Below are 21,570 nucleotides of genomic sequence, written 5' to 3' on the forward strand. Positions count from 1 at the left end.
CCACGGCGGAAGTTGAAGGTTTACAGAGAGGACCTAAGGTGAGTCAGCGCTTCATCGTGACCAAAGAACACCGCCGCTTCACCGAGTTCGCCGACGCCGTGCGGCGCGGGCACACCATCGGCCTGTGCTTTGGCCCAGCCGGCGTGGGCAAGACGCTCTCCGCGCGCCGCTACGCCCGCTGGGACAAGGTCCACGACCTGCTGACCTACTGGGGACCGCGCTCCGACAGTGACGCGCAGGTCTACGCTGCGCTGGCCAAGAGCCGCACCGTGCTCTACACCCCCAGCGTGCTGACCACGCCACGAGCCTTGAAGGACGAACTCGACCAGGTCATCACCCGCACCAACATCTGCATCGAGCAGCACCTCGCGCCGGCCGGGCAGGTCACGCCAGAGACGCGCGGATGGCGCCACAGCAGGAACTACGTGGAGCTGGTCATCGTCGATGAGTCCGAACGCCTCCGCCCCACCGCAATGGAACTGCTGCGCGATCGCTACGACCGAGAAAACCTTGCCCTCATCCTGATCGGCATGCCCGGTCTGGAGAAGCAGTTCAGCCACTATCCCCAGTTCTACAGCCGCGTCGGCTTCGCCCACCAGTACCGGCCCCTGGGCAAGGAGGAACTGCTCTTCGTCCTGCAACGGCATTGGCGCGCCCTCGGTAAGATCCTCGACCCAGAGGACTTCACCGACGCCCAAGCCATCGCCGCCATCGCCCGGATCACCCGAGGTAACTTCCGGCTTCTGGAACGACTCTTCCCCCAGATCGAGCGCGTCCTGAAGATCAACGAACTCGACACCATCACCAACGACGTCATCGAAGCCGCCGCCAGCACTCTCGTCATCGGCGTCAGTTGACCGGGGCCCGCCACATATCACCTACAGAACCCCGCCATTTAACGGCGCAAGCCACACTGCGACTCTGGCCGGTGACCGTATGACCCGCCCGGCGAGGTGTTCCGGTGACGGGGCCCTATACGAACGAGCGCGTTCAGACCGGCCCCACGATCCGCCACCATGCATCTACTGAGGCTGGTTCGGCATCCATTGCTCCGAGACCCTCCGTGAGCACAAGGGACGGCTGCTTTGCACGGTCGCCCCTGAACACGCCGTTTGCGCAATGTGCTCAGCAGGCGGACGCGCAATCTTCAGTGCATCTCGACAGTTGATCCGTAGGATTGCCCCGTCCCAGGAGACGAAACCCTTGGCCGGTGCCGTGCGCACCGCCTGCGCCCGCAACGCTCCTCCGGCCGACGTGGCGGCGGTCAGCGCCGTGCCGCGGGCGCCGGGCCGGTCGTTGCACGGGTTGGGGGGCGTCGGGCCGCCGCGGGTGCCGAACTGGCCATAGTCGACGGCATTGAAGCTCGCCCCGTCGCCGGCGCCGACATAAAGCGCCCCGTCGGGCCCGAACTCGACCGTCCCGATGCTGTGCGACGGGAACTGCTGGCACCAACCGCCACCCGGCGTCGTGGTGCCGTCGAGGAGCACCTTGGTGCCGGCCGCGTTGATCGTGCCGTTGGCGTTGATCGTGTAACGGAGGAGCCGGCCGCTGGCCGTGCAGCCGTCATTCGTCGCCCCCGGCGGCGCCGGACACACATCTTCCGTGCCACCGCCGGTCCCCCATCGCGGCATCTTGGCCAGACCGAAGGGGTCTTTGTCGTAGGTCTGCAGCACATAGAGATACGGTCGACCGGCGGCGAACTTCGGGTCGAGGGTCATCCCGAGGAGGCCGCGATCCCAGTCGTCGTAGGTCGAGACGCGGAGATCGAGAATTGTCTGAGGCGCGGTGTAGGTGGGCGCGGCATACCGCAGAAGAAGCCCTGGCTTGGTGGTCACGAACATATTGCCGCTGGGATCGAAAACGACATTCGTGGGTCGGTCGAGGCCGCCGACAACCGTCTGGATGACGAGGCCGGGATCGAGGACGCCCTTCGCCTCACCGGGTCCGTGGTGCGCCGCGAGGCCCGAGGCTCCAGCGCCCGGGAGAACCGCCACGAGGAGCGTGGTGAGGACGGCGGCCAGCCATCCCGTGACTCCCGGACTCATCCGTCGTGCGCCCGGCCGTCCTGCAAATGCCCTGGTCATCGTGCCTCCCCGGTCCCGACCCGAGGACGAACCCCCCGGCTCCCTGCCCGTTAGTATGGTGCGCCGTCACCTCCCGCGCAACGGTTAGGACGCGTCCATCACGAGTCGGCGCCGAGGACCAGGTAGCCCTGCGCCGCGATCATCACGGCGACCGCGAACCAGGCGCGCGACGAGTGCGGCACGCCGTAGTGGAACTGATCGAGCAGCAGAACCCCGATCTGCAGCAACACGATCCAACCAAAGGTGACGACGGCGAGGTCGGCGAACTGCAACGCCGAGGCATACACCCAGAACAGCAGCACCATGCAGGCGATCCCGAGGCTGAGCATGCCGACAGCCCGGTGTTCCATCCACTCCTTGGCGGCATAGGCACCGGTGAGATCAAGCACGGCCAAGGTGCCCATCGCGATCGTCGCGTTCACGGCAAACGGCCACGACGCCGGCAGCCGCAACATCGGAACGACATCCATCGCGGTCACCCTTCCCCTCCTCCCCAGCCCGGCGGTCGCCGAGTCCGTTGCTGGGACAGAGGGGACGGTGGCCCTGGTGATACATCGCCCACTGAAGCAGCAGAGTCGGCGCCTATTCCGTGGGAGGCGAGCACTTGGCATACGGTGGAGAGGTTCGTCCCCCCACCTGCCGAGGAAGCCACGTGACCGATCGTTATCTGCCCGCGCCCGGAGTCGAGATCACCCACCCCGAGTGGAGTCGCAGCGCGACGATCTATCAGATCAACACGCGGCAGTTCACGGCCGAAGGAACCCTCGCGGCGGCGGCTCAGCAACTCCCCCGCGTCCGCGACCTCGGCGTCGACATCGTGTGGCTCATGCCGATTAACCCGATCGGGGAGGTCAACCGCAAAGGCAGCCTCGGGAGCCCGTATGCCGTGCGGGACTACCTCGCCGTCAATCCGGAGTTGGGGACGCTCGAAGACCTGAAATCCTTTGTCGCACAGGCGCATGAGCTCGGATTGAAGGTCATCCTGGACTGGGTCGCGAACCACACGGCCTGGGACAACCACCTCGTCACCGATCATCCGGAGTGGTATGCCCGGGATTGGAAGGGCGAGTTCACGCCAACGCCGTGGTGGGACTGGGACGACATCATCGACCTGGACTATGACGTGCCGGAGATGCGCCGCTATATGACCGAGGCCATGTGCTACTGGGTCCGCGAGGCCGATATCGACGGCTACCGCTGCGATGTGGCCGGGCTCGTGCCGGTGGACTTCTGGGACAACGTGCGCCGGGAGCTCGATGAGATCAAGCCGGTGTTCATGCTCGCCGAGTGGGAGGCCCGCGACCTGCACGTCCGTGCCTTCGACATGACCTATGCGTGGACGTGGAACGACACCATGCATCACATCGCCCAGGGCAAGGCCACCGTCGAGGCGCTCTACGGGTTCTACGCCTGGAACGCCAAGGGCTATCCGCGTGACGCCATCCGGATGATGTTCGTCTCGAACCACGACAAAAATTCCTGGGACGGAACCGAATACGAGATGTTCGGCGACGCCGTTCACGCGGCGATCGTGCTCTCGGTCGTCGGCGAGGGCATGCCGCTGCTCTACAACGGTCAGGAAGCCGGCAACGAGAAGCGCCTGAAGTTCTTCGAGAAGGACCCGATCGAGTGGCGTGAGCACCCGATGGCCGACTTCTATCGCTCGCTCTTTGCCCTGAAGCACGCCACTTCGGCACTGTGGAATGGCGCGTGGGGCGCGCGCATGGTCAATGTCCGCAACTCGGCCTTCCGCGAGGTGCTGAGTTTCGTGCGCGCGGACGACCAGAGCCGCATCTTCTGCGTCCTGAACTTGTCGGGTGCCGAGCAGACGATCACCTTCGACAACGGCCCGCATCTGGGGGCGTGGCGCGAGCACTTCACGCAGGAATCGGTGGAGTTGGGCGCCGACTCCAGCATGACGATCGAGCCGTGGGGCTACCGCGTCTTTCTGGGAGCATGAGCCGTATGACCGTGCCAGAGCCTGCCCCCGAACTCGCCCCTGACCAGGCCATCGCCGAGCGCTATCGCCAAGTCGCGGACACCTTTTCGGGCACCGTCGACGGCGTGCGCGACTGGGATGCCCCGACGCCGGTCGCCGAGTGGCGGGCCCGGGATGTCGTCGGACACCTCGTCGAGTGGCTGCCCGGCCTGGTGAGCGGGGGCTCCTCGGTGATCTTCCAACCCATCCCGGATGCCGCGAGTGACCCGGCGGAGGCGTGGCGGGAGTTGGACCGGCAAGTCCGGGCGATACTGGAGGATCCCGCGAAGTCCGCTGCGCGGCATACGAATCCGCACATGGGTGAGTCGTCGGTTGCGGAGATGATGGACCGGTTCTACACGCCCGACGTCTTCTTGCACCGGTGGGACCTTGCCCGCGCGACCGGCCAGGACCACCGACTCGATCCCGAGCGGGTGCACGACATGTTCACCGGCATGACCGCGATGAGCGAGATGATCCGCGGCTCGGGTCAGTTCGGCGACCAACAGCCCGTCCCGGACGACGCCGACGAGCAGGAGCAGCTCATGGCGTTCCTGGGCCGCGACCCGCGCTGGTCCCCTCCCGCCTAGGACAGCCTGCTTCTCTGCTGTTCGTTGAGGGTTCGAGGGCTGGGCATATGGTGCGGTGATGAGCAAGGACAGTGGCGTCCGCGAGATCGAAGACGGTGTCCGCACCGACTTCCACGGCGCGATGAGCTATGGCCGGTATCTCGGCCTCGACCAAATCCTCGGGGCCCAGCACCCGCGCAGCGTGCCCGAGCATCACGACGAGATGCTCTTCATCATTCAGCATCAGACGAGCGAGCTCTGGCTCAAGCTCGTGCTGCACGAACTGGAGGCGGCTCGCGCCTTCATCGACGCCGACGAGCGCGGGCCGGCGCTGAAGTGCCTCGCCCGCGTCAAGGCGGTTCAGCGCACCTTGATCGAGCAGTGGTCGGTGCTCGGGACCCTCACGCCGCGCGAGTATGCGCAGTTCCGCGGCTCCCTGGGCAGCGCCAGCGGCTTCCAGTCGTATCAATACCGGGCGATCGAGTTCATCCTCGGCAACAAGAACGCCGGGATGCTCAACGTCTTCACCTCCGAGCCCGAGGCGCACGCCCTGCTCACGCGGCAGCTGCACGAGCCGACGGTCTATGACGCCTTCTTGCGCGCGCTCGCCCGGGCCGGGTATGCCGTGCCGGACGAGGTTCTGAATCGCGACGTCACGCGCGCGTGGACCTTCCATCCGGAATTGGTGCCGCTGCTGACCCAGCTCTATGAATCCGAAGACACGCCGTGGGGGTTCTATGAGGCGTGCGAGGACTTCGTCGATTTGGAGGACAACTTCCAGTCGTGGCGATTCCGGCACCTGCGGATCGTGCAGCGCACGATCGGGATGAAGACCGGCACCGGCGGCTCGTCCGGGGTCGGCTTCCTCCAGAAGGCGCTCGACCTGACCTTCTTCCCGGAGTTGTATGCCGTGCGCACCGCCATCGGGGCACCCAACCCCTCGCCCTACGAGGGCGCCGCGGATGTCTGAGCAGTCCCCCGCCGCGGCCTTGGATGCCGCGACTTTGGATGCCGCGGATCCCTTGCGGCACTTCCGATCCCGCTTCTTCGATCCCGGTGCGCAGGTCGTGGCCTACCTGGATGGGAACTCGCTCGGTCGGCCGCTGCGGGACACCGCGGCATACCTGTCGGAGTTTGTGGCCGGGGCGTGGGGCGAGCGGCTGATCCGGGCCTGGGACGAGCAGTGGATGGAGGTTCCCTTCGTTGTCGGGGACCGGCTTGGGCAGGTATGCCTGGGTGCCGCGCCGGGCCAGACGGTGATCGCCGACTCGACGTCCGTGCTGATCTACAAGCTGCTGCGGGCGGCGGTGGCCGAGCGGCCCGATCGCGTCGAAATCCTGATGGCGCGCAGCGACTTCCCGACAGATCGCTACCTCGCCGAGGGGGTTGCGGCCGAGACCGGCCGCACGATTCGCTGGCTGGAGCCGCCGCTGGACTCGGGCGTGTCGGTGGACCTCGTGCAGGAGGCGCTGTCGGACCGGACGGCCGTGGTGCTGCTCAGTCACATCGCCTACCGCTCGGGCTATCTCGCCGACGCGGCGGCGATTACGCGCGCCGCGCACGAGGCGGGGGCCGTGGTGATCTGGGATCTGTGCCACAGCGCGGGGGCGTTGCCGATCGAGTTGGACGCGTGGGGCGTCGACTATGCCGTCGGGTGCACCTACAAGTACCTGAACGGCGGGCCGGGCTCCCCCGCGTTCGCGTATGTCGCCGCCGCGCATCAGGCCACCCTGCGCAACCCGCTGACCGGGTGGATGGGCGCCGCCGATCCATTCGACATGATCGCGCCGTTCGCGCCGGCGACAGGCATGCGCCGGTTGCTCACGGGCACTCCCCCGGTGCTCGCGATGCAGCCGCTGATCGCGATGCTGGATCTGGTCGCCGAGGCGGGCATGCCGGCCATCCGCGCGAAGTCGATTGCGTTGACGGAGTTCGCGATCGAGCTGACGGACGGCTTGCTGGCGCGGCTCGGAGTGACCTTGTCGTCACCGCGTGATGCGGCGGTTCGGGGATCGCACATCACCATCGACCACCCGGACTTCCGCGAGATCACGCTGGCCCTGTGGGACCACGGGATCATCCCCGACTTCCGCCCGCCGACGGGCATCCGGCTGGGCCTGTCCCCGCTGTCGACCTCGTTCGCCGAAGTCGAGGTCGGGATCACCGCCATTCACGATGAACTCTCCCGGCGGGCATGAGTCAGATCAGCAACCCGGCCAAGGTCACCAAGCTCACGTATGGCCGTGACCCCAGCCAGTTCGCGGAGCTCCACTTGCCGGATGGTGGCGGGCAGGAGGGCACCGGGCCGGATGCGCGCGAGACGGCGCCGGTGTGCGTCGTGGTGCACGGCGGGTTCTGGCGGGCGCGCTATGGACTGGATCTGGGCACGCCCTTGGCGCGGGACCTCGCCGCCCATGGCGTCGCTGCACTCAATGTCGAGTATCGCCGGGTCGGCAATGGCGGCGGCTGGCCGAACACGTGCGCGGACGTAGCCGCCGCAGTGGATGCTCTCGCGGCGGTCGCCGATCGGGTCGACCTCACTCGCGTCGTAGCCCTCGGGCATTCGGCGGGCGGCCACCTCGCGGGGTGGCTGGCCGGCCGAGCTCGGCTACGCGATGGTGCCCCTGGCGCGAATCCGGTTGTCCCGCTGAGTGGTTTCGTCTCCCAAGCGGGCGTGCTGGACCTGGAGCTCGCCGTGACCGACCACCTCGGGGCGGGCGCCGTGGCCGCCTTCCTGGACCCGAGCGGCGGGGGCGAGCCCGCGGCATACGAGGTGGTGTCCCCGGTCCGGCTCCTCCCAACCGGAGTCCCCTCGGTCCTCGTCCACGGCACCGCCGACGAGGACGTCCCCCTCTCCCAATCCGAGTCGTATGCCGCGGCCGCCGCCCGCGCCGACGACTCCTGTCGCCTCGTCACCCTCCCGGGCGCGGACCACTTCGGCGTCATCACCCCCGACTCCCCGGACTGGCACGTATGCCGCGCAGCCGTCCTCGATTTGGTGAGCACGCAACGCTAACCCAGGGGTGCGCTAGTTGCAGTTATTGCAGTATTGCGTATGATTGACAGATGACAGCCCACACGCTCTCCGCCTCCTTAGACCCCGGCGAGCCTGGCGTCCGATCGGACGCGAAGCACTTGGCAGACCAAATCGTGGGCGACAGCCCGCTGGAATCCATGCTTCGCACAATGCTTAATGAGGTCGCCGGCGGATCACACTTCGTGGTGTTGCGCGCAGACGAGGAGATCACGCCAGCGCAGGCTGCAGAAGTGCTAGGGGTGACGCGGCAGTTCGTGGATCGCTTGTGCGAGAGCGGCGGTTTGCCGTTCCGACGGTTGCCCGGCAGCCGTCATCGCCGTATTCGCGCGCTCGATGTTGCGCGGCTTGGTGCCGAGCGGGAATCGCGTCGGTCAGGCGCAGAAGCGATCCGCAGGGCACTCGCCGAGTAGCCCGTGCGTCACGGACAGAGGGTATTCATCGACACAAGCGAGTTGTTCCCCTTCACGATCATGGACCTCCTGCTGAACCTGTCCGAGGACCTGCTGTTCACGTGGGTATGGACAGATGAAGTCATCCAAGAATGGGAACGAGTCATTGTCCGCGAGGGTATGAGAACGCCAGCCTCTGCCGCCGCCGTTGGCTCCGCCGTTCGACATTACTTCGGGCAAGGCCGCATCGACCCTGGTGTATACCGGGCAATGGTCACAGATGACCTGTCGCCTGATCCTGACGATCGCGTCCATGCGGCGGCTGTAATCCATGGACACGTCGACGTTTTGCTGACCCGAAACCTGAAGGATCTGCGCACCGCGCCAGTTCTTTCAGCGGGGGTTGCCGTCATGACCGCAGACGAGTTCCTTTCCGGCCTCCTCGAGAGTTTTCCAAGGGCCGTGATGGATGCGTTCGTGAGGCTAGCCGCGGAGAAAAGATCACCCCGGCTCACAAGCAGGGAACTGAGTAAGAAACTCGCGGTCGCCGGAGCGCCCCTCTTCGCCGACAGACTCGTCGCCTACCTGCCCGAGTAACGGCAATACGACACCATCCCAATGGGTTAGGAACTGACGCCCCGGATGTGCACCAATCCGCCGCCATCCTTGAATCCGACAAGCACGCCCAATCCAGCCGGGTGCGGCTTGAGGTCACTGATGATGGTCCCGTAGGTGTCTTCGTTGGCGGCCCCCTGGTCCGTGCACGTGAACGGGGGGCCCCTCCGGGGCGTATGTGTCCGGTTTGAGCGGCAGGCGGTAGAGGCCTGGCGGCGTCGACGCCTCGTGAATCGGCACGGCGACCCGCATGAGCTTGCCGTCGTACGTCGCGATCAGGAGCGAGTCCGTGTCGCCGACCGTCCTTTCGTGCGCCATGACGTGTCCGAAGATCCGCATGTTGGGGCCCTGAGGGCAGGTCCTGATGACTTCCGTGGTTTCCACCAATGTCCAGGTCGACCAAGCCCCCTCGGAGAACGTCGCTTGGTACAGCCCAGATGACGTGTACTTCGGAACCGCGTCGGTGCCGTCGTAGCGGCCCGTCAGCGCGTAGGCCCGCCCTTGTTCCGCCAGGATCACCAACCCGGCCACGGCGGACGCGCCATCCTGGTAGAGGCCAGCAGAGGCGCCCACCCAGGGTGCGTGGATGTCGCCATTGCGCGTGTTGATCCCGAAAACGTCGCCGCCCACGAGCCACGTTCGAGTCTCCCCGATCGTGGCCGACGCAATGGCGGTGTGAAAGCCCCACCGTCAAGGCGCGACTTCATCACCGTCCACGTTGTCGGTGTTGCCGCCGCAGCCACCGCGCCCGATGGACGCAAGGCGCTGAAGGCGACCGAGGCTAGGGCTGCACCCATAACCACACGGCGTGACGGCTGCGAATAGTTTCGTCACGCCCACGTGCCGAAACGTCCGACCTACCCGCTAGTAGCAACCACGAAGGCCGCCTCGGGGGCGGCCTTCGGTCAGGAAACTGGGTGGAGCTGAGGGGATTCGAACCCCTGACCCCCTCCATGCCATGGAGGTGCGCTACCAACTGCGCTACAGCCCCGTTTCGGGTGGTGCCGCGGGCCGAAACCGGCCCGAGCAACCTGCGGAATCTTAACCGGCGCCCCGCCAGAACCCAAATCGCGGCCTCCACGTCCGGCGCTGCCATCCGTTGCGCAGGCAATCCACCCCAAACCACCGGCGATGCCGCACAATCGCGCCGTGAGTATCGACATCTGGCCCGTCGTCCACGCCGAGCGGGCCGCGCTGACGGCCGACCTGAAGACACTGCCGGACGCCGCCGCCTGGCAAACCCCGTCGCTCTGCGCGGGCTGGACCGTCCAAGATGTGCTTGCGCACATGACCGCGACCGCCTCCACCACGCCGATCAGCTTTGTCACCGGCCTGGCCAAGGCCGGCTTCAGCTTCAACCGCTTCCTCGACGCCGGCATCGCGCGCACCAAGGGCACCAACCCGCAGGAGACGCTCGACAACTTCGAGGCGCAGCAGAACTCCACTTCCTCGCCCCCCGGCCCCAAGCCGAGTTGGCTGGGCGAAGTGATCGTGCACGCGGAGGACATCCGCCACCCCCTCGGGCTGCAGCGCGACTATCCAACCGAGGCGCTCGTCACGCTGGCCGACTTCTACAAGGGCTCCAACACGCTCATCGGCGCCAAGAACCGCATCGCCGGCCTCGCCCTGCGCGCCACCGACACCACGTGGAGCCACGGAGCCGGGCAGGCCGTCGAGGGTCCGATCCTCGCGCTCGTCATGGCCATGGCCGGGCGCACCGCCTATCTCGACCAGCTGACCGGCCCGGGCGTGGAGCAACTTCGCAGCCGCTGACACCGGCGCGGCGTAAGGTTGGCCGTCTAGGTGCGAGCAAGGAGGCCCGCGGTGCGAGGTGACGGTCGAGTCCGGCGAGGTCCGAGCGGGGGGCCACCGCCCGCGGTGCCGGCGGACGCCGCCCGAGCCGCCGAGGTCCGCGCGATCACCGAGTCCAGCCGCAGCCTTCGGGGTCCCCTCCTCCCCATTCTGCACACCGTCGTCGAGCGCTTCGGCTACGTCTCCGACGACGACATCCCGATGATCGCCGACGTCCTCAACCTCAGCCGCGCGGACGTCCACGGCGTCGTCAGCTTCTATCACGACTTCCGCCGCACCCCGGCTCCGAGCCACACGGTCACCCTGTGCCGCGCCGAGGCCTGCCAGTCCGTTGGCGCTGGGGCGTTGTATGCCGCGACAGCTGAGCGCTTCTCTGAAGACAGCGGCGTGGAGGTCGGCGAAGTCTTCTGTCTCGGCAACTGCGCGCTCGGGCCGGCCGGCATGATCGACGGTCGTCTCCACGGCAGGTTGAGCTCCGATCGCATCGAGGCTCTGGGCGAAGGATGGACCCGATGAGCACCGTATGGGTGAGTGCCGACTCCGCCGCCACCTCCGTCGGCGCCGATGAGGTCGCCGAGGCCCTAGCTGTGGCCGGAATCACGGTGCGCCGCAACGGCTCTCGCGGGATGCTGTGGCTGGAGCCCCTGGTCGAGGTCGAGACCGACGACGGCCGCGTCGGCTACGCAAATGTCGCCGCCGTCGACATTCCCGCCTTGATCGCCGGCGGACTCGACGGCGGCGAGGTCGACGGACTCGACCGCATCGGGGTCGTGGCCGAGTACCCCTGGCTCGCCCGCCAACACCGGGTGAGTTTCGCCCGAGTCGGGGTCACCGAGCCGACCGACCTCACGGCATACATCGACAACGGGGGGTATGCCGGGCTGGCCCGCGCCCTCTCCCTCGCACCCGAGCAGGTGGTCACCGAGGTGACCACCTCCGGCCTGCGCGGCCGCGGCGGCGCCGGCTTCCCGGCCGGCATCAAGTGGGAGACCGTGCGGACCGCAACGGCTGACGTGAAGTTCGTTTGCTGCAATGCCGACGAGGGCGACTCGGGCACCTTCGCCGACCGCATGCTGATCGAAGGTGACCCCTTCACCCTGATCGAGGGCATGACCATCGCCGCGCACGCCGTCGGCGCGACCGAGGGTTATATCTACCTCCGCTCCGAGTACCCCGCCGCCATCGCCGTGCTCCGCCGCGCCATCGACATCGCCTACGCCCGCGGCTATCTCGGTGCGGGCATCCAGGGCAGCGACCTGAGCTTCGATCTGGAAGTGCGCGTCGGCGCCGGCGCCTATATCTGCGGCGAGGAGACCTCCATGCTGGAGTCCCTCGAAGGCAAACGCGGGGAGGTGCGCGCCAAGCCACCGATCCCGGCGTTGCAAGGATTCTTCGGCCGACCCACCGTCGTCAACAACGTCCTCACCCTCGGGGCCGTCCCGATGATCCTCGCCGACGGAGGAGAGGCGTATGCCGCGCTCGGCGTCGGTCGTTCGCGCGGCACTCAGGTGTTCCAACTGGCCGGCAACGTCGCCCGGGGCGGCATCGTCGAGGCCGACTTCGGCGTCACGCTCGGTGAGCTGATCAACGACTTCGGCGGCGGCACCCGGTCGGGCCGGCCGGTCCGCGCAGCCCAGGTCGGCGGCCCGCTCGGTGCCTATCTGCCGGCGGCTCGGTTCGACGTGCCGATGGACTACGAGGCTCTCGCCGCCGCCGACGCGATGCTCGGGCACGGTGGCATCGTCGTCTTCGACGACACCATGGACGCCTCGGCAATGGCGCGCTTCGCCATGGAGTTCTGCACCAAGGAGTCGTGCGGCAAGTGCACCCCCTGCCGGGTCGGGTCGGTGCGCGGTGTCGAGGTCATCGACCGCATCCGCGCTGGCACCGACCGCGACGCCAATCTCGTTCTCTTGCAAGACCTCTGCACGACGATGACCAAGGGTTCGTTGTGCGCCATGGGCGGCTTGACCCCGATGCCGGTCCAGTCCGCCCTGACCCACTTCCCCGAGGACTTCACGGGAGGAACCCCATGAGCATCCTGGTCGAACCCGACTTCGGCACCCCTCCCGTCGACGCACCGCTCGGCGCCGAGGCCACGGTCACGATCGACGGCCGCGAGGTGACCGTCCCTGCCGGCACCTCGGTGATGCGCGCGGCGAAGGAGGCGGGGATCGACATACCCAAGTTGTGCGCGACGGACTCGCTGAAGTCCTTCGGCTCGTGCCGGCTGTGCCTCGTCGAGGTCGAGGGCGGCCGGGGCACGCCGGCATCGTGCACCACCCCGTGCGCCGACGGCATGGTCGTTTCGACGCAAACCGAGACCGTTCGCGATCTGCGCCGCAACGTCATGGAGCTCTACCTCTCCGACCACCCCGGGAACTGCGCTGGATGCGCGCGCGGCAATTGCGAGATGCAGGCGCTCGCGGTGACGACCGGTGTCGCGGAGGTTCGTTATGGCCGCGAGGGCGCCAACCACCTCGACGACGCCACCGATGCGTCCAACCCCTACTTCGACTATGACCCCGCCGCGTGCATCGTCTGCTCCCGATGTGTGCGGGCGTGCAGCGAGGTGCAGGGCACCTTCGCGTTGACGGTCTCCGGCCGCGGCTTCGAGTCACGGATCACCCCCGGCAACACCAACTTCCGTGAGTCAGAGTGTGTTTCGTGCGGCGCGTGCGTCCAGGCGTGTCCCACCGATGCCCTGGCCGAGAAGTCCCTCGTCTCCTTGGGTATGCCGTCGCGCACCGTCTTGACGACCTGCGCCTACTGCGGCGTCGGCTGCTCGTTCAAGGCCGAGGTGCAAGGGACCGGCCCCGCCACCCGCGTCGTGCGGATGGTCCCCTGGAAGGACGGCGGAGCCAACGAGGGCCACTCGTGCGTCAAGGGACGCTTCGCTTATGGGTATGCCGCGCACGCCGACCGTCAGCTGGAGCCGATGGTGCGCGACTCCATCGATGACGACTGGCAGGTCGTCTCGTGGAAGGAGGCCATCGAGCGGATCGCGACCGGTTTCCGGGCGATCCAGGATCAGCACGGCGTCGGGGCGATCGGCGGCATCTCCTCCTCCCGGTGCACCAACGAAGAGGTCTACGTCGTCCAGAAGATGGTGCGAGCCGCCTTCGGCAACAACAATGTCGACACGTGCGCTCGGGTGTGCCACTCCCCCACGGGTTATGGCCTCAACCACACCTTCGGCACGTCGGCGGGCACGCAGGACTTCGCCTCGATCGAGCAGACCGACGTCATGCTCCTCATCGGCGCCAACCCGACCGACGCGCACCCGGTCTTCGGGTCCCGGATGAAGCGGCGCCTGCGCGAGGGCGCCCAGATCATCGTCGCCGACCCGCGCCGGATCGACCTGGTCCGCAGCCCGCACGTCGCCGCTGCCCACCACTTGCCGGTGCGACCCGGCACCAATGTCGCCTTCATCAACGCGATGTGTCACGCGATCGTCGACGAGGGCCTGCACGACGTGGCCTTCCTTCGCGACCGCTGCGAGGACGTCGAGATCTTCCTCGACTTCATCCGGGGCGCGGAGAACTCGCCGGAGGCGACGGAGGCGGAGACCGGCATACCCGCTGCCGAATTGCGCGCTGCCGCAAGGCTTTATGCCTCCGGCGGCAACGCGGCGATCTATTACGGCCTCGGCGTGACGGAGCACAGCCAAGGGTCGACGATGGTGATGGGCCTGGCCAATCTCGCCATGCTGACCGGCAACATCGGCCGAGAGGGCGTCGGAGTCAACCCGCTGCGCGGGCAGAACAACGTGCAGGGCTCATGCGACATGGGCTCCTTCCCGCACGAGTTGCCAGGCTACCGCCATGTCTCGCGCCCCGAAGTCCGCGAGATCTACGAGTCCCTGTGGAAGGTCACGATCCAGCCGACTCCGGGCCTGCGCATCCCGAATATGTTCGACAGCGCCATCGGCGGCAGCTTCCTCGGCCTGTACGTTCAGGGCGAGGACATCGCGCAGTCGGATCCCAACACCCAGCACGTCGAGGCTGCCCTTCGGGCGATGGAACTCGTTGTCGTGCAAGATCTTTTCCTCAACGAGACGGCCCGCTTCGCGCATGTCTTCCTCCCTGGAACCAGCTTCCTGGAGAAGGACGGCACCTTCACCAATGCCGAGCGTCGCCTCAACCGGGTCCGTCCGGTGATGCCATCCCTCGTCGGCAAGGACGAGTGGCAGGTCGTCTGCGAGATCGCCACGGCGATGGGCTACCCGATGACGTATGCCGATCCCGCCGCGATCATGGACGAGATCGCCGCGACGACCCCAACCTTCGCCGGCGTGTCCTTCGCCCGCCTCGACGCCGAGGGCTCGATGCAATGGCCGGTCAACGATGCGGCCCCGAATGGCACGCCGACAATGCACGTGGGTCAGTTCGTGCGCGGCCTCGGTCGGCTCACGCCGACCGTCTACGTGCCCACCACGGAGCAGACGACTCGCCGTTTCCCGCTGCTGCTGACGACCGGGCGCATCCTGACGCAATACAACGTGGGCGCGCAGACTCGCCGGACTCCGAACTCGATGTGGCATCCCGAGGACGTCCTGGAGATCCATCCCGCCGACGCGCACGTGCGCGGCATCGCGACCGGGGATGTCGTCGAGATGGCGAGCCGGGTGGGCAGCACCTCGCTCACCGCCTTGGTATCCGACCGGATGCAGCCGGGTGTCGTCTACACGACCTTCCACCACCCGGTGACCGGCGCGAATGTCGTGACGACCGACAACTCCGACTGGGCGACCAACTGCCCCGAATACAAGGTGACCGCCGTCGAGGTGACGGTCTCCACGCAGGCGCGGCGCGCGGCATACGAGCACGAGACGGCCGATCTCGGAGCGAGCGTATGACGTCCGGTCACGCACCACATGAGACCCCGGAGATGCGGATGGGGCACGACCTCGTGCGCGCCTTCCAGCACCTCCCCCGGGAGCGTGCCGCAGAGGAGATCGCGACGCACATCGCGAAGTTCTGGGAGCCGCGGATGCGGCACGCACTCATGACGCAGATTCGGCGCGGCAACACCGACCTCCACCCCCTCCTGGTGCGCTCGGCGGAGCACTTCGTCGATGGCGACATCGACCGGGCCGAGGTCGCGGAGCCGTCCGGCGGCTAGCCGCCGTGGCTGAACTCCCCACCGACGAGCGTCGCCGCAGTGCGTATGCCGCGCAGTCGCCGCGCCGCTGCCACTGGATCGTCCTCGCCCGCCACTGCGGCGAATGGATCGTCCTCCAGGATAGCGATATCGGCGAGCGAGCCGACGCCTAGCGTGCCGGCTCCGTCGGTGCTGGCCGCGAGGGCCTCGGCCAGGCTGAGGCGCTGCTCGGCATGCCATGGGCCGCCGAGGTCGTCGCTGCGATGCACGGCGGCCGCGATCGCCGCCCACGGATCGAGCGGCGCAACCGGGGCATCGGAGCCCAGTGCCAGCGGAATGCCGGCGTCCAGCAGGGTCCGGAAGGCATAGACCCGCTCGGACCGATCCCCCCAGAAGCGCGCCGTCGCTTCGCGATCGTCGAGCAAGTGCACCGGCTGCACGCTCGCGGTGAGGCCGAGTCGAGCCATCTCGGGCACCCCGCCCGCGTCGATCAATTGGGCGTGCTCGATGGTGCCGGGGATGCCGGTCTCGGCGAAGGCTGCCAGGGTCGCCCCGAACGCCCGGTCGCCGATGGCATGGACCGCCGCCCGCAGACCCAACTCGCGGGCCCGGCGCAGGATCGGCACGAGATCGTCGGTGTCGTAGTTGGGCTTGCCGCAGGGATGATCGGCGTGCTCCGCGCCCACGAAGGGCGCACAGCACCACGCGGTCATGGTGTTCAGGGAGCCGTCTGAAATGACCTTCACCGGCCCCATCGTGACCCGATCGCAGTGCGGCACAAGGAGATCACCGTCGCGCAGGCCGAGCGCGGCGACCTCGCCGAGACCGTCGGCATAGGTGGCCGCGCGTACGCGGACGGGCGGCGTCCCACGGCCGAGCCGGTCCGGCCACATCCGAAACGCGGAGCCGAACTCGAAGTCCACGATCCCGACGACGCCGCGGGTGGCGGCATCGGCCAGTGCCGCGTCCAGCGACGCCTCGCCATCCTCCACGTCCGCGGCGGCGACCTCGAGAAGGCGGTAGGCGGCATACCACTCGTCCTCGACCAGCGCGCCCTCCCGGCTCGGCGCCCCGATCAGGGCGAGCGCCGCGGAGTTGAGCCACCCGTTGTGGCCGTCCCCGCTCGCTAAGGCGACGGGCCGGGCGCCGGTGACGGCGTCGAGTTCGGCGACAGTGGGCTGACGCGGCCATACGGCGGACCGGAAGCCGTAGCCGAGGACGATCCCGGCGCCCGGGTGTGACTGCAGATGGTCGGCGACGCGGCGGCATACGGCATCGGGGTCGGCAGTGCCGGCAAGGTCGATCCGGGCGCGGGCGAGACCCCACATCACCGGGTGGACGTGCGCGTCCCACAGGCCGGGCAGCAACCACCGGCCGTCGGCATCCCAGGTGCGCTCGCCGACCTCGACGGGGAGCCTGGGCGCCAGGGCGACGACCCGGCCGTCCCGGATCCGCAGATCGACCGGCTCCGCCGGGGCAGGTATGCCGCGCACCGGCACCAGCCGGGCGTTGGTCACCACGAGCGGTTCGGCCGTCATCGCATCGCCTCCATCGGGTCAGCCTCGCGTCACGACGCGCGGGCATGCAACAGTCTGCGGGCGGGAACCTCGACGAGGCGGTGAAGCGCATAGGCCGCGCCCCCGAGGGCGAGCACGATCGCGACCGTTGCCGGGATCGCCGCGAGCCATGACTGGCGGCCCCAATCGCTTAGTCCCGCAACAACATCACGCAGCAGGTAATGCGTCAGATACAGGCAGTAGGACGCCTCGCCGGCCCGCAGCATGATCGGTCGAGACAACCAGCGGACCAGCGGACCGGTCGCCGTGGCGAGTGCCGCGACGAAGACCCCGAGCGCGGGCGCCAGCCAATAGCCGCCGGAGTGGCTGGCGGGGTACAGCCAGATGACCAGGAGGGTCGCCGCCGCCAGCGGCACCGCGATCCGCCCGAGGACCAGGCCGCCGCGCTTCCAGGCGAGGCAGAGCCCGACCCCACCGAGAAACTCCCCCATGATGCGGACATAGAACATGTGCTCGAGGTTGCCATTGGGCAAGGCAAAGGCGGCGAAAATGGCGAGCATCGCGGCATACGAGAGGAAGGCCATCGCCAGCCCCGCCCGCCACGAGCGGAGCCGCGCGACCACCACGAACACCACCGGGCACCAGAGGTAGGCGAACCACTCGCTGGGGCCAGGACCAGACCCGCATCGCGTCGGCGTAGTTGTAGGCCAGGATGAAGCCGCTCAGTGGGAAGAACAGTTCCACGCCGAGGTAGCCGGCGCGCCATACGGGATCCGCCTTTTCAGCGCCGGGAGGAGCGCCTCGAGGTCCCCGCGAAAATGGAAGAGGACCACCCAGGTCGCGGCGAGCGCCCGCAGGCGGTGAGCGCGGCCAGCGCCGACGGGCGGTGTCCGGCGGGCTGGAGGGCGGCCGGGGTCACTGGGCCGCTGCGTAGGTCGCGCGGACCGCCGCCGGGATGGCGCAGGGCCGGCGCGAGGTGCGCTCGACATACACATGGACCCAGGATCCGGCGGCGGCGACCGGCGCCTGCGGGGGTGAGCCCGCGGCATACAAGGACAGGCGGAGGGTGACCGACGACGACCCGATCCGGCCGACGCCGATGCCGACCACGAGATCGGCCGGATAGGAGAGTTCACCGAGGTAGCGGCACCCGGACTCGGCCACGAGCGGAATCGCCGGGTCCGTCATCGGGTCGGCCCCCGTCGCGCGCGCGAGCCAGGTGTTGATGGCGCTGTCCCACAACGCGTAATAGACCGCATTGTTGAGGTGACCGAACATGTCGTTGTCGGTCCACCGGGTCTGCACCGGCCAGGCGATCGGGTAGTCCCCGACCTGCGGAATCGGTGCGCGTTCGGCCATGACCTAACCGTAGGCGTGCCGCTCGCGGCGCCGAAATCACCCGCCTGCAACAGTTCGCGCGTGTCGTGCGTCTATAGGCCGTGAAAGTCATGACGACCCCCGAAGGTGGGCCCATGAACGTGCGCGATCCCCGAGTGGAGGCCCTCGCTCGGGAGCATGGCCAGAACCTGCTTCGCGTCGCCTACCTGCTCACCGGCGGTCGCGCCCTCGACGCCGAGGACCTCGTCCAAAGCGTCTTCGCCACCCTGCTCGAACGCGGACTCGACGGCGTCGACAACCCCCTGGCCTATGCGCGGCGTGCCCTGGTCAATGCCCACAACAGCACCGCGCGCCGCGCGATCACCGAACGGGGTGTCGTTGCCAGGCTCCCCGATCCAACGGGTCGCATCGCCGATCGTCCCACCGATGCGGTGGAGCATCGCATGGTCATCCTGCCCGCGCTCGACACGTTGAGCGCCGACGAACGCGCGGTGATCGTGCTGCGCTACTACGCCGACCTCCCCGATGCGGAGATCGCCGAGATGCTCGGGTGCGCTCGGGCAACCATCCGTTCCCACGCCCACCGGGCATTCGCCACGCTGCGTCGCGGCGCGCTCGCCCACCTCTTGAAGGAGGACACATGAACCACGACGAAGAGACCCTTCGGGAGCTCCTGCACGACGCCGCCACGCAGGCACCCACCTTCCACGGCATTCGGGCGTATGGTGCGCCGCCCCCCGCGACGCCGATCGCCGTCCCGCCCATCCCGGGTGGGCGCGTGTACGCACCCCCGGCGCGGCGCGGCATACGGTGGCTAGTTCCGGCGATCGCGGCGAGCGTCGTGGCCGTCGTCGGTGCCGCGGGACTCGCGTGGTTCGCCAGCGCGGGGAGCGGCGTCAGTTCCGGCGAGGGCCCGAGTATGGCGGCGACCCCGGCCGAGGGGGGCGTGACCGCGCAGACGGGTGACCCGGGCGGCGGCGGGATGATGTCCTGCGTGGCCGCGGTGAACTACCGCGGGAGGACCTATTACGGGGTCGGCGACGTTCGGCGCTTCCCCGTCGGCCAGGCCCTCCCGGAAGGGGCGTCCATGCCCGGCTGCAATGACACCGGGGGTGCGCCCGAGCCGGCTACTCCTCTTGCGGCCCAGTCGATTCCGGATGTCTCACCGGACAAGGCCATCATGACCGAGGGCAGCATCTGGGTGGCCGACCTCGACGCCGTCCCCGCCGAAATCAAGGCGCTGCTGAAGCCGTTCGTGTGCACGAAGTCCGCTTCGGTGAGCCAGGTGACGCTCCTGGGGAGCATGGGGACTCCGGATTCATCCGGACGGCTCACACCGCCATACGACATGCAGGCCGAGGTGTCCGCGGACCAGGGCCTCGACATCGGTGACCTGGCCAGCGTGCGCATCGACCTCCGCATGACCGCGGCGAGCCAGGAGCCGAGCGATCCGATGGCCCTTCAGGACGCGATGATGAACCAGACTCCGGTCCCGGCGACGTTCACCTGTGACGGTGACACGTTCGTGGTGGAGCAGATCGGCTGAGGATTGCGCTGATCGGACGGAGCGAGGTCTGGGACAACGCGGGGTCTGGGGACGAGGCGAGGCCCGGGGATGACGGTCCCCGGGCCTCGTTTGGTGGCGGTGCGTCAGGCAGAGCGCGGGCCGCTGACCGCCTGAATGGGACGCCACGTGGACTCGCCATAGAACAGCACCTTGCCGGTCGCCTTGGTCCGGAAGATGCCGTGGCTGAAGCCGACCTGGCCAGTGCCCCATACCTTGTAGACGTCGTAGTAGGTGCCACGCGCCGGGACCCCGACGTTGACCCACCGGCCCGACATCTTCTTCTGGACGAAGACCTTGATCTGCAGGCCGGCGACGTCGGCGCCGCAAAGGGTCTGGCCGTAGCCCTTGATCAGGGAGCCCGACAGGTAGGGCGCCTGGGCGGAGATGGTGCAGGTGACCGGGGCCTTGCCGCCGGTGGCGACGCCGGGGTCGCTGGCCGCGTTCGCCCCGACGGCCGGACCGAGCAGCAGGGCGGCTGTGGTGGCCGTGATGGCGAGACTTCGCGATACCTTCATATGGGTGTATCCCTCCAGTGTGGTGTCCGGTATGGACCACTCAACTATGACCCTGTGGCCCGCGCCCCGCTAGGGCAAAATTACTCAACCGCCCACGGCCCCGAGGGCAACTCAGCACAAGTTAGTCAACTGCGGACAGCTTGCAAGGTGTCCACAGTTGACTAACTGCTGCTAGCAGAAGTTCCAAGGGGAGGCCCGGGGCGAGGGTCACCCCGGGCCGTGCCCGGCGGGAGAGCGCAGGTCAGCGAGGGCGGCGGTCATGGCGCGGGAGCGTTCGACGGCCAGCGGGGTGCCGAGTTGGGGCGCAGGGTGGGGTGGGCGGCATACGCCGTGAGCATCCCCAGGATCACGGACGGGTGCTGCAAAAAGTTGTCCTGCGGACGGCGATGCGGTCACCTTTCTGCGTCCACATCACGAAGGATGGCGCGCTGTCGTCCGGAAGTCTCATCGAGTGCTTCACGACCCGGGACTCCGCGACGACGTCCGAAACGTCCCGCCACGGCACCACGCGACCCACTGCGCTCAGGTGAATGCCGGCTGGGCTCAGCGCGAGGGTGCGCGGCCGCAGCGCGCGCCACCAGAATCCAATAGCCGACGGCGAGGGCGATGATGAGTACCCCGCCCGCGATCCCGAAGGCGGCATCCGTGGTCGTCGAGTCCGGCGACCCGCCCACGACCAGCCGCCGGACGATCGCGTAGCTCAACAGGACAGCCGCGGCGCCCATGAGAATCGCCCCAGGCAGGAAGGCCCGGACCGCGCGCCAACGAAGGTAGGTGAAGGCGGTGACGGCTCCCCCGTCCCGGGTCTCGGTGACGGCCTCGCCGCGTGACTCCGCGAGCGGCCATACCAGTGCCAAGAGCGCGAACAACGCCGCACACACGCCGAGCCAGGCCACATTCGTGGGGGCCACGGCCACGACCACCCCGGCCACCAGGAGGGCACAGAGGCCCGTCAGGACCGTTAGCCACAGCCCATTCGCTTGGCGCCGCCCGAGGGCCCGCGCCAAGCATCCGGCAGGATCGGTGGGGTCGAGAGACCCACCAGG

Annotated in this window: 23 protein-coding genes and 1 tRNA gene; 15 read left to right on the plus strand and 9 right to left on the minus strand. The window is 68.2% G+C overall.

All coding sequences use genetic code 11. The annotated features are described in order from the left end of the window. Positions 1-38: 38 nt before the first annotated feature. Positions 39-857, plus strand: a complete 819-nt coding sequence (locus BN13_RS04195) for an AAA family ATPase (protein WP_048544689.1) — start codon at positions 39-41, stop codon at positions 855-857. Positions 858-1,022: 165 nt separating this feature from the next. Here the strand turns inward: BN13_RS04195 and BN13_RS04200 are convergent, their stop codons facing one another. Together BN13_RS04200 and BN13_RS04205 are read right to left on the minus strand one after the other, a co-directional pair. After that, positions 1,023-2,045, minus strand: a complete 1,023-nt coding sequence (locus BN13_RS04200) for a PQQ-dependent sugar dehydrogenase (RefSeq protein ID WP_048544691.1) — start codon at positions 2,043-2,045, stop codon at positions 1,023-1,025. Positions 2,046-2,182: 137 nt separating this feature from the next. After that, a complete protein-coding gene (locus tag BN13_RS04205; protein WP_048544693.1) occupies positions 2,183-2,563 on the minus strand; it encodes a hypothetical protein in 381 nt (126 codons plus the stop codon). A 173-nt stretch (positions 2,564-2,736) separates the two neighbouring features. Between BN13_RS04205 and BN13_RS04210 the strand changes: the two genes are divergently transcribed. The 7 genes from BN13_RS04210 to BN13_RS04240 are packed head-to-tail and all read left to right on the plus strand — an operon-like array spanning position 2,737 to position 8,654. Next, positions 2,737-4,044, plus strand: a complete 1,308-nt coding sequence (locus tag BN13_RS04210; protein ID WP_048544695.1) for an alpha-amylase family glycosyl hydrolase — start codon at positions 2,737-2,739, stop codon at positions 4,042-4,044. Between the two features lie 5 nt (positions 4,045-4,049). Further along, a complete protein-coding gene (locus BN13_RS04215; protein WP_048544697.1) occupies positions 4,050-4,652 on the plus strand; it encodes a TIGR03086 family metal-binding protein in 603 nt (200 codons plus the stop codon). 58 nt (positions 4,653-4,710) lie between these two features. Next, positions 4,711-5,601 carry a tryptophan 2,3-dioxygenase gene (locus BN13_RS04220; RefSeq protein WP_048544698.1) on the plus strand — a complete coding sequence of 297 codons (891 nt, stop codon included), beginning with the start codon at positions 4,711-4,713 and terminating at the stop codon, positions 5,599-5,601. Continuing rightward, positions 5,594-6,829, plus strand: a complete 1,236-nt coding sequence (kynU, locus tag BN13_RS04225; RefSeq protein ID WP_048544700.1) for a kynureninase — start codon at positions 5,594-5,596, stop codon at positions 6,827-6,829. The genes BN13_RS04220 and kynU overlap by 8 nt, the downstream gene beginning before the upstream one ends. Further along, on the plus strand, positions 6,826-7,647 hold the full coding sequence (locus BN13_RS04230) for an alpha/beta hydrolase (RefSeq protein ID WP_048544702.1): 822 nt from the start codon (positions 6,826-6,828) through the stop codon (positions 7,645-7,647). Before kynU ends, BN13_RS04230 begins: the two co-directional genes overlap by 4 nt. Positions 7,648-7,697: 50 nt before the next feature. Beyond that, on the plus strand, positions 7,698-8,078 hold the full coding sequence (locus tag BN13_RS04235) for a helix-turn-helix domain-containing protein (RefSeq protein ID WP_048544703.1): 381 nt from the start codon (positions 7,698-7,700) through the stop codon (positions 8,076-8,078). A gap of 3 nt (positions 8,079-8,081) precedes the next feature. Further along, on the plus strand, positions 8,082-8,654 hold the full coding sequence (locus BN13_RS04240) for a PIN domain-containing protein (RefSeq protein ID WP_048544705.1): 573 nt from the start codon (positions 8,082-8,084) through the stop codon (positions 8,652-8,654). Between the two features lie 114 nt (positions 8,655-8,768). On the opposite strand, the gene BN13_RS04245 is transcribed toward BN13_RS04240, so the two are convergent. Further along, on the minus strand, positions 8,769-9,302 hold the full coding sequence (locus BN13_RS04245) for a hypothetical protein (RefSeq protein ID WP_048544707.1): 534 nt from the start codon (positions 9,300-9,302) through the stop codon (positions 8,769-8,771). Positions 9,303-9,590: 288 nt separating this feature from the next. Then, a tRNA-Ala gene (locus BN13_RS04250) sits at positions 9,591-9,663 on the minus strand. A gap of 158 nt (positions 9,664-9,821) precedes the next feature. Here BN13_RS04250 and BN13_RS04255 point away from each other — a divergent pair. The 5 genes from BN13_RS04255 to BN13_RS04275 all read left to right on the plus strand — a co-directional run bounded on the left by BN13_RS04255 (position 9,822) and on the right by BN13_RS04275 (position 15,608). Further along, positions 9,822-10,445 (plus strand): maleylpyruvate isomerase family mycothiol-dependent enzyme, encoded by a 624-nt coding sequence (locus tag BN13_RS04255; RefSeq protein WP_201329042.1) that lies wholly within the window; start codon positions 9,822-9,824, stop codon positions 10,443-10,445. 105 nt (positions 10,446-10,550) lie between these two features. Further along, entirely contained in the window at positions 10,551-11,000 is a 450-nt protein-coding gene (locus BN13_RS04260) for an NAD(P)H-dependent oxidoreductase subunit E (RefSeq protein WP_053079714.1), read from the plus strand. After that, positions 10,997-12,520, plus strand: coding sequence for an NADH-ubiquinone oxidoreductase-F iron-sulfur binding region domain-containing protein (locus tag BN13_RS04265; RefSeq protein ID WP_157038426.1), 1,524 nt, complete (start codon positions 10,997-10,999; stop codon positions 12,518-12,520). Before BN13_RS04260 ends, BN13_RS04265 begins: the two co-directional genes overlap by 4 nt. After that, positions 12,517-15,342, plus strand: a complete 2,826-nt coding sequence (fdhF, locus tag BN13_RS04270) for a formate dehydrogenase subunit alpha (RefSeq protein ID WP_048544713.1) — start codon at positions 12,517-12,519, stop codon at positions 15,340-15,342. The genes BN13_RS04265 and fdhF overlap by 4 nt, the downstream gene beginning before the upstream one ends. Then, on the plus strand, positions 15,339-15,608 hold the full coding sequence (locus BN13_RS04275; RefSeq protein ID WP_084733555.1) for a formate dehydrogenase subunit delta: 270 nt from the start codon (positions 15,339-15,341) through the stop codon (positions 15,606-15,608). The genes fdhF and BN13_RS04275 overlap by 4 nt, the downstream gene beginning before the upstream one ends. Here BN13_RS04275 and BN13_RS04280 read toward each other — a convergent pair. The 3 genes from BN13_RS04280 to BN13_RS04290 all read right to left on the minus strand — a co-directional run bounded on the left by BN13_RS04280 (position 15,605) and on the right by BN13_RS04290 (position 18,463). After that, positions 15,605-17,125, minus strand: coding sequence for an amidohydrolase (locus BN13_RS04280; RefSeq protein WP_048544718.1), 1,521 nt, complete (start codon positions 17,123-17,125; stop codon positions 15,605-15,607). The genes BN13_RS04275 and BN13_RS04280 overlap by 4 nt on opposite strands. A 29-nt stretch (positions 17,126-17,154) precedes the next feature. Further along, positions 17,155-17,736, minus strand: coding sequence for an acyltransferase family protein (locus BN13_RS04285; RefSeq protein WP_157038427.1), 582 nt, complete (start codon positions 17,734-17,736; stop codon positions 17,155-17,157). A gap of 283 nt (positions 17,737-18,019) precedes the next feature. After that, positions 18,020-18,463: an acyl-CoA thioesterase gene (locus BN13_RS04290; protein WP_048544722.1), complete on the minus strand. Its 444-nt coding sequence runs from the start codon at positions 18,461-18,463 to the stop codon at positions 18,020-18,022. Between the two features lie 113 nt (positions 18,464-18,576). Between BN13_RS04290 and BN13_RS04295 the strand changes: the two genes are divergently transcribed. Next, positions 18,577-19,086, plus strand: coding sequence for a sigma-70 family RNA polymerase sigma factor (locus tag BN13_RS04295; RefSeq protein ID WP_048544724.1), 510 nt, complete (start codon positions 18,577-18,579; stop codon positions 19,084-19,086). Continuing rightward, positions 19,083-19,988: a DUF6281 family protein gene (locus BN13_RS04300; RefSeq protein ID WP_048544726.1), complete on the plus strand. Its 906-nt coding sequence runs from the start codon at positions 19,083-19,085 to the stop codon at positions 19,986-19,988. The genes BN13_RS04295 and BN13_RS04300 overlap by 4 nt, the downstream gene beginning before the upstream one ends. Positions 19,989-20,092: 104 nt before the next feature. On the opposite strand, the gene BN13_RS20565 is transcribed toward BN13_RS04300, so the two are convergent. Then, entirely contained in the window at positions 20,093-20,524 is a 432-nt protein-coding gene (locus BN13_RS20565; protein WP_048544728.1) for a hypothetical protein, read from the minus strand. Positions 20,525-20,916: 392 nt separating this feature from the next. Next, positions 20,917-21,531 carry a hypothetical protein gene (locus tag BN13_RS04310; protein ID WP_048544730.1) on the minus strand — a complete coding sequence of 205 codons (615 nt, stop codon included), beginning with the start codon at positions 21,529-21,531 and terminating at the stop codon, positions 20,917-20,919. Positions 21,532-21,570 lie beyond the last annotated feature (39 nt).

It is taken from the genome of Nostocoides jenkinsii Ben 74 (assembly GCF_001046875.1).
Lineage (GTDB): Bacteria > Actinomycetota > Actinomycetes > Actinomycetales > Dermatophilaceae > Nostocoides_A > Nostocoides_A jenkinsii.

Coding starts and splice junctions, on each gene's coding strand:
- BN13_RS04220 (WP_048544698.1), top strand. CDS start 4,711: ATGAGCAAGGACAGTGGCGTCCGCGAGATCGAAGACGGTGTCCGCACC.
- BN13_RS04200 (WP_048544691.1), bottom strand. CDS start 2,045: ATGAGTCCGGGAGTCACGGGATGGCTGGCCGCCGTCCTCACCACGCTC.
- BN13_RS04265 (WP_157038426.1), top strand. CDS start 10,997: ATGAGCACCGTATGGGTGAGTGCCGACTCCGCCGCCACCTCCGTCGGC.
- BN13_RS04280 (WP_048544718.1), bottom strand. CDS start 17,125: ATGACGGCCGAACCGCTCGTGGTGACCAACGCCCGGCTGGTGCCGGTG.
- BN13_RS04215 (WP_048544697.1), top strand. CDS start 4,050: ATGACCGTGCCAGAGCCTGCCCCCGAACTCGCCCCTGACCAGGCCATC.
- BN13_RS20565 (WP_048544728.1), bottom strand. CDS start 20,524: ATGAAGGTATCGCGAAGTCTCGCCATCACGGCCACCACAGCCGCCCTG.
- BN13_RS04300 (WP_048544726.1), top strand. CDS start 19,083: ATGAACCACGACGAAGAGACCCTTCGGGAGCTCCTGCACGACGCCGCC.
- BN13_RS04275 (WP_084733555.1), top strand. CDS start 15,339: ATGACGTCCGGTCACGCACCACATGAGACCCCGGAGATGCGGATGGGG.
- BN13_RS04295 (WP_048544724.1), top strand. CDS start 18,577: ATGAACGTGCGCGATCCCCGAGTGGAGGCCCTCGCTCGGGAGCATGGC.
- fdhF (WP_048544713.1), top strand. CDS start 12,517: ATGAGCATCCTGGTCGAACCCGACTTCGGCACCCCTCCCGTCGACGCA.
- BN13_RS04290 (WP_048544722.1), bottom strand. CDS start 18,463: ATGGCCGAACGCGCACCGATTCCGCAGGTCGGGGACTACCCGATCGCC.
- BN13_RS04230 (WP_048544702.1), top strand. CDS start 6,826: ATGAGTCAGATCAGCAACCCGGCCAAGGTCACCAAGCTCACGTATGGC.
- BN13_RS04235 (WP_048544703.1), top strand. CDS start 7,698: ATGACAGCCCACACGCTCTCCGCCTCCTTAGACCCCGGCGAGCCTGGC.
- kynU (WP_048544700.1), top strand. CDS start 5,594: ATGTCTGAGCAGTCCCCCGCCGCGGCCTTGGATGCCGCGACTTTGGAT.